The organism is Vibrio halioticoli NBRC 102217 (genome assembly GCF_000496695.1).
Lineage (GTDB): Bacteria > Pseudomonadota > Gammaproteobacteria > Enterobacterales > Vibrionaceae > Vibrio > Vibrio halioticoli.
In genome coordinates, this window is the sequence record NZ_BAUJ01000040.1 from 1 (window position 1) to 13,145 (window position 13,145).

At 42.6% G+C, this 13,145-nt stretch carries 11 protein-coding genes and 1 pseudogene; 3 read left to right on the top strand and 9 right to left on the bottom strand.

The genetic code is table 11. The features are described 5' to 3' along the window. Positions 1–509 (top strand): annotated as a pseudogene (locus tag VHA01S_RS18490) (ISNCY family transposase); the annotation flags it as partial. A 247-nt stretch (positions 510–756) separates the two neighbouring features. Here VHA01S_RS18490 and VHA01S_RS12135 read toward each other — a convergent pair. Further along, positions 757–1,056 carry a DUF3634 family protein gene (locus VHA01S_RS12135; protein ID WP_023404667.1) on the bottom strand — a complete coding sequence of 100 codons (300 nt, stop codon included), beginning with the start codon at positions 1,054–1,056 and terminating at the stop codon, positions 757–759. Positions 1,057–1,083: 27 nt separating this feature from the next. After that, positions 1,084–1,533: a macrodomain Ter protein MatP gene (matP, locus tag VHA01S_RS12140; protein WP_023404668.1), complete on the bottom strand. Its 450-nt coding sequence runs from the start codon at positions 1,531–1,533 to the stop codon at positions 1,084–1,086. 220 nt (positions 1,534–1,753) lie between these two features. Here matP and VHA01S_RS12145 point away from each other — a divergent pair, with 220 nt between their 5' ends. Next, the gene (locus VHA01S_RS12145) at positions 1,754–3,391 is read left to right on the top strand and encodes a S16 family serine protease (protein WP_023404670.1); all 1,638 of its coding nucleotides are present in this window, start codon (positions 1,754–1,756) and stop codon (positions 3,389–3,391) included. Between the two features lie 67 nt (positions 3,392–3,458). Further along, positions 3,459–3,989 (top strand): bifunctional 3-hydroxydecanoyl-ACP dehydratase/trans-2-decenoyl-ACP isomerase, encoded by a 531-nt coding sequence (gene fabA / locus VHA01S_RS12150; RefSeq protein WP_021715089.1) that lies wholly within the window; start codon positions 3,459–3,461, stop codon positions 3,987–3,989. 181 nt (positions 3,990–4,170) lie between these two features. Here the strand turns inward: fabA and rmf are convergent, their stop codons facing one another. The 7 genes from rmf to pyrD form a co-directional block, all read right to left on the bottom strand. Continuing rightward, positions 4,171–4,344 carry a ribosome modulation factor gene (rmf, locus tag VHA01S_RS12155; protein WP_023404671.1) on the bottom strand — a complete coding sequence of 58 codons (174 nt, stop codon included), beginning with the start codon at positions 4,342–4,344 and terminating at the stop codon, positions 4,171–4,173. 223 nt (positions 4,345–4,567) lie between these two features. After that, the gene (locus tag VHA01S_RS12160; RefSeq protein ID WP_023404672.1) at positions 4,568–6,565 is read right to left on the bottom strand and encodes a DUF3466 family protein; all 1,998 of its coding nucleotides are present in this window, start codon (positions 6,563–6,565) and stop codon (positions 4,568–4,570) included. A 6-nt stretch (positions 6,566–6,571) separates the two neighbouring features. Continuing rightward, positions 6,572–8,497 (bottom strand): ABC transporter ATP-binding protein, encoded by a 1,926-nt coding sequence (locus tag VHA01S_RS12165; protein WP_023404673.1) that lies wholly within the window; start codon positions 8,495–8,497, stop codon positions 6,572–6,574. Further along, positions 8,475–8,714 (bottom strand): glutaredoxin family protein, encoded by a 240-nt coding sequence (locus VHA01S_RS12170; protein ID WP_023404674.1) that lies wholly within the window; start codon positions 8,712–8,714, stop codon positions 8,475–8,477. The genes VHA01S_RS12165 and VHA01S_RS12170 overlap by 23 nt, the downstream gene beginning before the upstream one ends. Next, entirely contained in the window at positions 8,711–10,852 is a 2,142-nt protein-coding gene (rlmKL, locus tag VHA01S_RS12175) for a bifunctional 23S rRNA (guanine(2069)-N(7))-methyltransferase RlmK/23S rRNA (guanine(2445)-N(2))-methyltransferase RlmL (protein WP_023404675.1), read from the bottom strand. Before rlmKL ends, VHA01S_RS12170 begins: the two co-directional genes overlap by 4 nt. 565 nt (positions 10,853–11,417) lie before the next feature. Then, positions 11,418–11,960, bottom strand: a complete 543-nt coding sequence (locus tag VHA01S_RS12180; RefSeq protein WP_023404676.1) for a cell division protein ZapC — start codon at positions 11,958–11,960, stop codon at positions 11,418–11,420. Between the two features lie 163 nt (positions 11,961–12,123). Beyond that, positions 12,124–13,134, bottom strand: a complete 1,011-nt coding sequence (gene pyrD, locus VHA01S_RS12185) for a quinone-dependent dihydroorotate dehydrogenase (RefSeq protein ID WP_021715082.1) — start codon at positions 13,132–13,134, stop codon at positions 12,124–12,126. Positions 13,135–13,145: the final 11 nt, after the last annotated feature.

Sequence of the window (13,145 nt, forward strand, 5' to 3'; positions counted from 1 at the left end):
TCTTTAACCGCCGTTTTAGTAAGCCTGCAAACTACCCAAAAGACATGCACCGTAAGGTTCGCGAATCTTCTGAAGAACTTGATGATATCTTTAGTTGGCAAGAAACAAGAAAGCTCTCAAATGCACTGACATTCCAGTATGACAAGGTTGTTTACCTAATTGAAAACACTGAAGAAAACGCTCGATTGGTTCATGAAACAGTGAAAGTACTCGACTATCCAGATGGACATATTGCCATTTGTTATGGCTACAAAAAGCTTAACTTCAAAATCTTCGATAAGTTAGAAAATGTAAATCAAGCTCAAATAGTCGATAACAAACGTTTAGGCAATGTACTGAAGTTTGCTAAGCAAAAACAAGATGACTTTGATGAACAACAAAAACGCAGTAGAAGTAAAAAATCACCAAGACGAAAAGCCCAACAACGAGCTTTAAAAGAACAACTCAGGGCTATTAATCCAGTTCTAACCAATCCTGAGTTATTCAAATCCTCCAATACCAAAGAATAGTCAATCTTTAAAAAGTGACATTTCTAATTAGAAAAATAGAGGGACATTTTTAAATTGGATTGACACAAAGTGAATATATTGGTTATAAATCAGTTATCTAGCTTATATCTGCCTTTGACTTATCTCTACTGACTTATCTCTACCTTTGAAATGAACCTATTTGAGCTATGTTGTGCAGTACGTGTTTATTTTTTCCTTAACTCTATACTGCACATTCGCTTCTCGTATTTTGTTCTTTTATATTCAACTAGCGTTTTTTGGTTTGAGCTTTTGAGTTTGGCAATGCGTTACGTAAAATGTGGCGCGTCTTGTTCGGTACGCTTTTTGAAAACTTCACTCGAAACTGTTTTCTTGTTTTGTAGATTTTAACTGTGCCATTAAATGGATGCTGTTTGGCTATGTCTTTGCATCTATGCAGAAACGTTTTATCTACTTCTCCGGAATGTGAAGTGACTTCACCGTCTTTAAAGACCAATTTCATTTTAGGTTTGTCGTAAAGAATGATCGCAAAAATTAATGCGGCCGCAACTAAAATGACGTACAACATGCTTATCTCCTACTTAATAGATAATGATTAGTCGGCTAAGAGTTTATTGAGATCTTCTTTAAGGAGATTCACTTTCTCGTTGGCTTTTTCGCTGCGTTGGGCTTCGCTGAGCAAGTATTCGATGGCATCTGATAAGGTGCAGCCTAATTCGTTAGCTCTATAAGAGAGTTTTTCCCAAACGCGGTAGTCTAAATCGATGGATTTCTTGCGTGTATGAACTTGCTCAGCGTTAAAATGACGCTTTCGCTTAGCTCGAATGGCTTGTTTGAGCTTATTATCAAGCTCGATGGACATATGTTTATCAATCCACTCTAAAACTTGAACCGGTTCGTGTTCAATTGCGCGCAGTAGTTCAACTGCGGCAGCATCAGCACTACTGTCAATATGGCGAGTGATTGTTTCTCCTTCTTTCCATTTTTTGACCAAGTAGTTCCATTTCCAACCACATTCTAGGTTTTCTAGCTGTTGATATTTCATGAGTCTAAAGTTAAGTCCATTCATTTAAAGGCATACGGTGACAGCGTAACCCTAGACGACGATTTTGACAATGCGATGACTTCTGATATTTGTGATAAAGCACAAAATGATGCAACGTGTCGTAAAATTGACCTTCAATAAAGCGCGAAAGCACTATTTTTCGGGTTATCTTTTATTACCTTAGGTATACTAGCGCCATAGTATATTTTAGTAAGCATTTATGAAATCCATAGATTGGCGACTCGCTACACCTCAACACGATATAGACTCAAGTCGTAGATTGTTTCAATACACTGAAACGCCTTTTATTGCATTGCAGCCACGCTTAGCGGCCACGTTAAAACGATTTGTTGTTCTCGGACAAAAAGCCCCATTGCTGGCTATCAACAGTTCAGATACTGTTTTATCACGTAAGGAAATCACATCGGTACTGTCTTCATTGACAGAATTACCTGTATTACACAGTGAAACTCTTGCAGCAGAAGAATTACTTGGTAGTTACATTGTAACAAGCTCTGGTGAGGTGCAATCGACCATAGGTTTGCTTGAGCAGCAACACAATGGTTACCTACTTATCTCAGCAAACGCTCTGTTGGTACAACCCACTACTCTACTTGCTATTCGTTCATTGCTAGCGGGCGAAGCTGTGTCACGGATCAACACTAGCAAAATGGGTTATGCACCAGATCAACGTTTTACTAGCTCAGTAAGAGTTGTGGTGGTTGGCGATCGCAGTCAACTAGCTGATCTTGATTATTTAGACCCTGCGTTCTCATCTTCACACACTATGTATACTGAAGTGGAAATGGATGTACGTATTGATGCGACAACCGTTGCCGCTTATTTAGGTTATGTGGCCAGTGTAGCGCACAGTGGCGGACTGCCTGACATGTCGGCTGGCGCTATTTATCATTTCCTGACTGCAGGTGCTCGAGTTTGTGAAGAGCAGCATTTTGTTCCACTGTCATCATCATGGATTCAATCATTACTAATTGAAGCCTCTATTGAATCCTCTTCTGATTGCATTGAATCAAAGCATATAGATGCTGCATTAGATGCGCGTTACTACCGTGAATCGTATCTGCCTAATCGAGCGCTAGACGATATTCTCGATGGACAGGTATTGATTCAAACCGAAGGTAAACAAGTAGGTCAAGTTAATGGCCTGACCGTGGTTGATATGCCGGGACACCCGGTTTCTTACGGTGAACCTGCTCGAATTTCCTGTGTTATTCACTTTGGTGACGGCGACGTATCAGACGTTGAGCGCAAAGCTGAACTCGGCGGCAATCTACATGCCAAAGGCATGATGATTATGCAGGCATTTCTCAGTAGCGCACTGGATTTAGATGAACCACTGCCATATTCAGCGTCAATTGTATTTGAACAATCGTATAGCGAAGTTGATGGAGATAGTGCTTCCTTGGCAGAGCTGTGTGCATTTGTCAGTGCGTTATCAGGTTATGAAATTAAGCAAAATATCGCTGTGACCGGCGCAGTTGATCAGTTTGGCCGTGTGCAAGCTGTCGGCGGACTTAATGAAAAAATTGAAGGTTTCTTCTATGTGTGCGCTCACCAAGGGTTAACGGGCGAGCAAGGTGTTATCTTACCCAAATCGAATCTACGTCATCTATCCTTACATAAAGACGTAGTTGAGGCGATAAAACAAGGCAAGTTCCATATTTGGAGCGTAGAGGACGTACATCAAGCTCTGCCTATTATCACCGGACAACAATTTAGCGGCGACTGCGAAGATACGATTCTCAACAAAATTGCAGAACGCATCGACAGGCTCAATCAGCATGATTTAGGCGAAAGTTTGCTTGAACGCTTAAAAAGAACGCTGTTTAGAGACTGATCGGAGTTGTAAGTACCATACTGCATCACATAAGATGCAGGTTCAAAAAATCTGGAGACTCAATACAATGCAACAAAAACCTTGCGATATCGCAAACTCATATGATCGTGACGACCTATTAGCATCAAGCCGTGGTGAACTATTTGGCCCTCAAGGTCCACAATTACCTGCGCCTAATATGCTGATGATGGACCGTGTGACTAAAATGTCACAAACCGAAGGTGAGTTTGGCAAAGGTCTTATTACTGCAGAATTAGATATTACTCCAGACCTATGGTTTTTCGATTGCCACTTCCCTGGTGACCCAGTAATGCCTGGTTGTCTTGGGCTTGACGCTATGTGGCAATTGGTTGGTTTCTTCCTTGGCTGGATTGGTGGTGAAGGTAAAGGACGCGCACTGGGTGTTGGTGAAGTTAAATTCACTGGTCAAGTGTTGCCAACAGCGAAAAAAGTAACGTACGAAATTCACATGAAGCGTGTTGTTAACCGTAAACTGGTTATGGGCATGGCTGACGGTCGTGTTCTGGTAGATGGCAAAGAAATCTACGTTGCAAAAGACCTTAAAGTGGGTCTATTCAAAGACACTTCTAAGTTTTAATCTCTTTAAAAAAGAGAACGTTTTGAAGCCACGATTTATATCGTGGCTTTTTTGTTTTTAGCCCTATTGAATCGTATGGTTACCGTAAGTAGTTGAAGTTGGATATTTTTTGTTTATAGAAATTTAGTTATAGTGCATTAGAGTTGTAAAAACAAACCCCAAACGGGGTCTGCTCTTCAGGTTATTTATAAAGACCGGACTCTAGGTCACCTTTCGCGTCTCTCCAACCTCCCAACCATTGTGATTTAGCGTCTGTCTGTTGATATGGGCAAGTATCACTTGAGCGACCATTAAGCCCCGCTTTGTAACCTTGGGACTGTGCTCTCTCAAGACGGTCGCGTTTTTGTCTCTTCATAGTTAAATCCTCTAACCTTTCGATAAACAAATGGGTGGATGGTTTCTTTGAACAACAAACGGCTGTTGAATTACGAAACGATTTATTGTCATACACAATGTGTGTATGCAATGCACCCTATATAAGATTCGTTCAAAAACGAGCTTTTCTCAAGGTCAAAAAAAGGACAATATCAAATTTGTGATATTGTCCTTCGATATTTATCTTAAAATCTGACGTAACGCTACTGCTTAACGCGACGACGCAAGCTTAATAATCCCAATAATCCAATCATCCAAGGTCCTAAACTACCACCTTGGCGAGAGATCTGCTCTTCAGCTACGCTACGCGGAGTAATAGTTGCAGTTGCGGTATCATCATTAAGATCAACGGTAGGCTCTAATTTAACTGCAACAATGGTTTCAACACCTTTCCCTTCACCACAATAAGCATTATGTCCGGTATTGTCGTAACCACCGGCGCAATATAAAGCGGTGGCTGAAATCTCACCTTTGTCGTTAATATCTGATGCCGCTATGATGCGGTAATGGTTATTGGTGCCATCCACAACTTCGTCGTTGGTTAAATCATCTAACCACCAAGCGCGGTTTTCAAACAATTTACGACGAGCGTCATGGGTGCCATTAAAATCATAAGGGTTAATAAACCCACGGTGTCTACGCTGTTTACCGCCGTATTCACGCGCTGTTTCTGCATCGATAGTACCTACGATTTCATTGTAGTTATTTACCGCTTGCGCTTCACCACCAGAGCCTCTAAAGAAAATTGACTCTCCGGTATCGGCAAAGTATGTCGCCGTAGGCGTGTCTTGACTGGCATCAGCGATAAACATTCGGTTGGCTGCAGCACCGTTTTCCGGAATATAACCGCTGCGTTTTGATTCACCAATCACAAGCAAGTTGTTATTGATATCGGTCGCTTTGGTATTGGAATAGATGAAATCACTGCCGCTTTTCACTTTAGCGCCGTTAATAAATACGGTTTTCCACGCTTCAGATTGCGTGATATCAAAGTCACCACTGTCTTCATCAGGAACAAAAATCGCAGCTTGCATCATTAGGTTGTTATCATCACGATCCGTGTTGTAACCCACTAAAACAGGCTTGCCGTTATATTTAGTTTCTTCAGGATCGGTGCCGTCTTCATTTGCAATTAGAGTGTTATCTGGTACTACGGCGCCGCGAACACTAGACATATAAGACTTAGCATCGCGAATTCCTGAATCCTCTTCAGCCGCAGTCATATTAACCCAACTACTGACCGCAACACCTTTGTCTGGCGTAGATACATCCCAAACAAACCCTTTGGTAGAGAACGCAAAGTTCTGACAATAACTCTCCGCACCAGGATCATCGATCGCTGTACCACCAGGCATGCAGCGGCCTACATCACGACCATCAAAGTCTTTACCACCATCGTTATAATCAAATGGCGTAACTGACGCACTGCCGACTACATAGGTCTTACTATCATAAGTAAATGAATCAAATGCCATAGTACGGCCCATTTTAGTGACAATGTCACTAACAGGCTTGCCGTTATTGGTTACCGCTGGAAGTAATATGCTATCGCCCACAAAACCGCGTTCTCTAAATGCTAAACCGTAATTGCCGAAGTCGTAATAACCACTGCTGGTCGTGCCCATAACATCGCCATCAACACTGAATTTGTTGACCACAACATTATTAGAGTTAGCCACCCACGTACCACCACCAGGTTGGTAGGTAGATGAAGGCTCGGTGGTGAATAACTGAGTAGAGGTTCCTGACGTGGTAGCGTTCGCTGCAGCATCGGTATTGCTAGTATAAACGGTTGAAAAGCCTTTCGCATTGGCTTGATAGTTACTTTGATAAAACGCATCACGCTCGCGCTCTAAACCACCTTTATTATTGATGCCATGCCATTCACGTTCGGCCCAGTTCTCACAACTGTTGTAGCCTAACTCGCGGTAACAATAACTTTCTAGATCGGTCCAGTTCTGATAAGTGAAAGTGTTATCCACCCCAAAAGGCGCTTCGTCACGGTAAGGAATGCCGTCAGTACCGTCTCGGGTATCGCCAGCCACATTGCCGTTCTCGTCTATTGCGCTGGCATAAGATTCAGCGCCAAGATTAGCTGGAACAGTCACCTGCACAACATTATAAAGGTTGGCATTAGCGCCATACGAAGCCATAACCAAACTGGCTACGGCTGTAAGTTTAAAGATACGACTACGGTTCAAAATCTGTTATTCCTGCTGCATTGCTTCAAGCTCTTCCCAGCGCTCAAATGCTATTTCTAGTTCCTGCTCCTTGGAAGCTAACTCCTCAAGCACAGGCTGTGTTTCCTCTACAGGAAGAGAGAAAAAAGTGGAGTCATTGACTCGTTCCTGTAGGCTTTCAATGTGTTCTTCAAGTTGTTCTAGAAGTTGTGGTAGCGATTCTAACTCACGTAGCAACTTATACGACAACTTTTTGCTGTTATTGCGACTTGGTTTACTACTTGATTTCTTAGTTGCTTTATCTGTAACCACTACGTCACTTTTGCTTGCCACAAATTCCTGACGAGAGGCTTTCACTTGAGCGCGCTGCTGCTGCGCATCATGGTAACCGCCAACGAACTCCTCGATACGACCATTACCTTCAAAAATCCAACTTGCCATGACTGTATTGTCGACAAACTCACGGTCGTGACTCACTAAAAGTAAAGTACCCTGATAGTTGGCAAGTAAATCTTCTAAAAGTTCCAATGTTTCGATATCTAAATCGTTGGTTGGTTCATCTAAAACCAATAAATTGTTCGATTTAAGGAAAATTCGCGCCAATAACAGACGGTTTTTCTCACCACCAGACAAGGCTTTTACCGGAGAACGCGCACGTCTTGGTGAGAATAGGAAATCTTGTAAGTAGCTGAGCGCATGACGCTCACGCCCGCCCACAGTAACCTCTTGTTTGCCGTCAGCTAAGTTATCAATTACGGTTTTTTCTGGGTCAAGCGCTTCACGGTATTGGTCAAAATAAGCAATTTCCAGCTTAGTACCACAATGCAAACGTCCTGAATCCGGTTTAATGTCGCCAAGCATCAGTTTAAGCAAAGTACTCTTACCACAACCGTTAGGTCCAATGAGTGCAACCTTATCGCCACGCATCACTGAGAAACTAAAGTCGTTAATAATCGTTTTACCATCAATGGCATAACTAATGTTCTCAGCTTCAAAGACAATTTTGCCGCTGCGCGTACCATCATCGATCTGTATGTTAGCCTTGCCCTGCACTTCAATGCGATCTTTACGCTCACGACGTAATTGTTTCAGTGCTCTAACGCGGCCTTCGTTACGAGTACGGCGTGCTTTGATGCCTTGACGTATCCAAGTCTCTTCTTGAGCAAGCTTTTTATCAAATTCGGCGTTTTGCGCTTCTTCAACGCGAATCGCTTCTTCTTTATCAATTAAGTATTGCTGATAGTTACCTGGGAATGACGAAAGTTTCCCTCTATCAAGATCAACAATACGAGTCGCCATTGATTGAATAAAGCTTCTATCGTGCGAAATAAAGATGATTGAACCGCGGAAATCTTTCAAAAAGGTTTCTAGCCATTCAATGGTGGTCACATCAAGGTGGTTGGTTGGCTCATCAAGCAGCAATACATCAGGATCGCACACCAAAGCGCGCGCTAACGCCGCTTTACGTTGCCACCCACCCGATAAATCCGTCAATAAAGTGTGAGGATCTAGCGCTAAGGCTTCCAAGACATTGGTAATGCGGCTTTTAAAACGCCATGCACCGCTATGATCAAGGGTTTCTTGAACCTTAGATAAACGGTTAATGTTTTTTTCGCTTGGGTCTTCCGCCACCAGATCCAACAGATCTTGGTAGATCTTAAGCTGTTTACCGATTTCAGCTAAACCTTCAGACACGTATTCATAGACGGTGCCTTCTTGATTACGCGGTGGATCTTGTTCTAAGCGAGAGATAACCACATCTTGGGTTATCTGCATATTGCCATCGTCCATTTGCACGTTGCCTGCAATCACCTTCATTAAGGTGGATTTACCGGCGCCGTTGCGTCCCACGAGACAAACGCGTTCGTTCTCTTGTAGCTGAAAATCAGCGTTATCCAACAGAGGGATATCACCGAAAGCCAATTGACCATTATGAATGGTAAGTAATGCCATTATTGTCTAACCATTGTTGTAATTGTTGTAAATCGAAGGGCCAGTTAAGTTCTTGGTTATTATATTGAACCACAGGTATCGTGACACCGTAACGCGCAAACAGTGCGTCATCAAACGCAATATCGATAGTCTGAGGTTCAATGCCAACTTGATTAAGCAAGCTATGCGCTTGCTCACAAAGATGGCACCCTTCGGTACTGTAAAGAGTTACTTTCACTCAGTATCGCCCACCAGTGATACTAACCAGCAGTTGTGGATGTGCTTATTGCGGGCAAAATCCAAAGGTAATGTTTTGTCAGAAATATTCTGTGCTTGTAAACCCAGTTCCGCTAGCCCTTGCATATCCATTTTAAACTGACGTTTATTGTTGGAGAACACAATAGTGCCCTGTGGACGCAACAAGCGTTTTAGGTGAGTCATAAGCTGAATATGGTCGCGTTGAATATCAAAGGTTTGCTTCATACGTTTTGAATTAGAAAACGTCGGTGGGTCGATAAAGATCAAATCATATTGACCCGTTGCTTTTTCAAGCCATTGTAAACAATCCGCTTGGATAAACTCGTGTTGCTTACCCTTAATGCCGTTGATGGCTAAGTTTTCTTTAGCCCAATCAAGGTAAGTGTTCGACATATCAATAGTGGTGGTCGACTTAGCGCCGCCAACCGCTGCATGTACAGTAGCACTGCCCGTATAAGCAAATAGATTTAAGAAATCACAACCTGCCGCCATTTGACCAATTTTACGACGGGTCAATTTGTGATCCAAAAACAGACCGGTATCTAAATAATCAAACAGGTTTACTTTAAGATTAACGCCATATTCAGACACTTCCATCTGATGCGATTTTTGCGCTAATTTTTGATATTGATTGGTGCCCTTTTGTCTTTGACGAACCTTCAGTACCACGTTGTTCGCTTCCACGCCAGTCACTTGAATGCTAGCGCGAATGATGTCAGTAAGACGACGTTTTGCAGTCTCAGGATCTATAGTCTTTGGCGCAGCGTATTCTTGAATTACTAGATGACCGGGATACACATCGATAGCCACATTGTAATCAGGCAAGTCCGCATCATAGATGCGGTAGCAGTCGAGTTGCTCGCGTTTCGCCCATTTACCAATTTTAGCGATGTTCTTCTTCAGACGGTTAGCAAAATCAGGCGCTACAACAGCTTGTGTAGGCTGTGAGTCACTGCCGTTTCCAGCTGCTCTTGGCTTATCTGAAATGCCGTAGTTCTTTTGTAAACAGTTTAATGCACCGTTGTTTACTTTATATTGTTTGTCCGCACGCATGCGTAGGCAACTTAATAGCTCGTCAGAACTTGAGAAAATAGACGCATTCCAACCGCCAAACTCAGCTTTTAATTGGGCACCAAACTCGGAATACAGTGCAATCAAACCAGGCTCTGTGCTTAGTCGCTCACCGTAAGGAGGGTTACAAATAATAGAGCCTGTCCCTGCGTCTTTAGGGGCAGTAATACGAGTCGCATCACCAAGTCTAAAATCAATCAAGCCGTCAATACCGGCACGTACTGCGTTTTTCTTAGCCGTTTCCAACACTCGTGGGTCGTTATCGTAACCAATCACGGGAACTTCAAATTTGTTAATACCACGGCGGCCGACCACTTTCGCCTCAGATTTCACTTCAGTCCACAATCCGTAATCGAAGTCTTTAAGATTCTCCAGACTCCAATTCGTGCGCGCATGCCCTGGAGCAACGTTAGCGGCCAGCATTACAGCTTCAATTAATAAGGTGCCAGAACCACACATAGGATCGATAAGCGGCGACTGAGTATCCCAACCGCTACGCATGACAATAGAAGCAGCAAGAGTTTCACGCAACGGTGCGCGACCCGCTTCGGTGCGGTAACCACGTTGGTTAAGACCTTGACCAACCATATCAATGCCCAGTATCGCGTCGTCTCTGTGTAAACGAACATGAATGCGAAGATCTGGACGATCTTTACTGATCTCAGGGCGAGGTAGGTTTGCTTTAGTGAAGGTATCCACAATTGCATCCTTAACCTTCATCGCACCATATTGACTATTGCGGATCTGGCCATTGGTGCCGTTGAAATCAACAATAATAGATTTGCCTGCATCAAAGTGGTTCTGCCAACGAATCGACATACATGATAAGTATAAATCCATGTCATCTTGACACTTAAACTCAGACAGAATTCGTACAAATCGCGATGCGGTGCGGCAAGACAAACACGCTCTATAGATCTGTTCTAGATTTGCCTCAAACCGCACGCCCGCTTGTACGGGTTTTGGGTTTTCAATTCCCAATTTATTAAGTTCTTCTACCAATAGATTTTCTAAGCCATTGGCCGTTACGGCAAGGTATTGATGCATGTTAATCACTAAGCTGCTAATAAAATGGCGTTAATTATAAACTGTAATAGTTTTAAATTCCGAAATTTCTCTATCAAAACCCTCTATTTGTTCATTTCTACAGCAAAGCTAACTGTTGGTTAACTTTCTACATCATGAATTACTCCCTTTTCATCCTTAACCAAATGAGTACCTATTTATAGGCTCACTGGCGATAGTGAATACTTATTCAAGCTAAAATTGGTCTACACCAGCGCCCTAAAAGGACTGAAAGTTACTTACAAAATAAAAGAAACAGGGAAATATATAGGGAAATCTACCTACTTTTGCGCAAAATTAAGACAGTGAAACGGAAAAAAGAATGTAAAAAATGTGCGCTTGCAACACCTGATGTCACACTAACGATGTTTAATTCAGGTAAACATTAAGAATGTGTGACTCAGACGCGTCGTCAATCACACCACTACAGCGCAGGATATGGATTCAAAAAAGAAGGAAATAGAAAAGTAACAGGTAACAAAAAGGCCGTTTTAGTGAGAACTAAAACGGCCTTTCTATATAAATTTAAGTTGTATGACGCTAACGATTAAGACACCATCTGTATCTGTGCTTGGAAGAACAGCGCATTTGCTGAGCGCATACGGTCGTGCATCACTTTGATGGGTTGACAGAATGAAAGGTGCTTGCTGCCCGATAGATAGAAATCATCACTATTCACAGAGACCACAATACTGGCAGTATCTGAGCTTTCAACAACCATAAAGTAACCCGTATTGTATTCGTTCTGCAGCTCTACAACCTCCCCCTCTTGGGGTTGATAGCCATTGGACTGAGTATCAAAAAACCAGCTTTTAGGCTGTACAGGCTTATGGAAGCGTTTAACGGCAACGGCTTTGAGTACCAGCTCAGCTTGGCGAGGGATAGAAAGTGGAAGGCCTTTTACGGAGTCTTGGAAGACATGGTAGATGTCCGCATCTTCAACAGAAAATTTTTGTGGTTTAAAAGCTGATTCAATAAGCACTTTACGAGGTAAGTTAGAGCGAAATACCATCTCTTCACTTATCTCAAGCATTAGCGAGGATTGCTCCTCATCGTAGTACCAATTCCATGTATCGTTTAGCTTAAGCATAACCCTGTCCTGTCTTTAAACTCAGTTTAAGTAAGACGCTACACCATCCCTGTTTTACGGGGTCCACGTTACTTTCTGATAATTCTACTAACAGAAAACGAAAAAAAAAGGGGAAATGACTCCCCTTTTTTTACACTAAACAATTGGTTTTACTGCAACTTGATTACAGGTTTTTCACGATATCGCGCACTAAGTTTGGTCCATGGAAAATAAAGCCTGAGTAGACTTGAACCAATTTTGCGCCTGCTTGCAGTTTTTCTTTTGCAGACACAAAAGAATCGATACCACCAACACCGATGATCGGAATATCTTCACCCAGTTCCTGATAAAGTTTCGCAACCACTTCAGTACTGCGCAGTTGCAGAGGACGACCGCTTAAACCGCCGGTTTCTTCTGCATGCTTCATGCCTTCAACAATACTACGATCCAGTGTTGTGTTCGTTGCAATAACACCATCGATAGCATGTTTGCGCAAAGAATCACAAATCTGCACGATTTCATCGTCAGTCAGATCAGGTGCAATTTTTAACGCAAGCGGTACATAATTACCACGTAACTCATGCAACTCTTTTTGCTTGGCTTTTAAATCACCTAGCAGTGAATCCAGTGCATCGCCGTATTGTAGCGTACGCAGATCCGGAGTATTCGGTGAAGAAATATTTACCGCAATGTAATCAGCGTACTGATAGACCTTTTCCATACAAATTAGGTAATCGCTGTTACCCTCTTCGATAGGCGTGTCTTTGTTCTTGCCGATGTTAATGCCAAGAATACAATCAAATTTTGCCTTCTTCACATTTTCCACTAAAGCATCTACACCTAGGTTATTGAAACCCATACGGTTGATAATGCCTTCAGCTTCTAGCAAACGGAACATACGAGGTTTATCGTTGCCAGGTTGAGGACGTGGCGTTACCGTCCCTACTTCTACGCAGCCAAAACCCATTGCATCAAATGCTTCAATACATTCCGCATTCTTATCAAGACCCGCGGCTAAGCCAACAGGGTTTTTAAACGTTAGGCCCATACATTCGACTGGACGATTTGGTAATTTTTGACGATAAAACAGATCTAACGGTGTACCTGTTAATTTAGGTAAATAGTTGATCGCAAGATCGTGCGCCTTTTCGGCGTTGAATTGAAATAAGCCAGTTCTGGCAAGACGGTAGAGCATTGTGCCTCCGA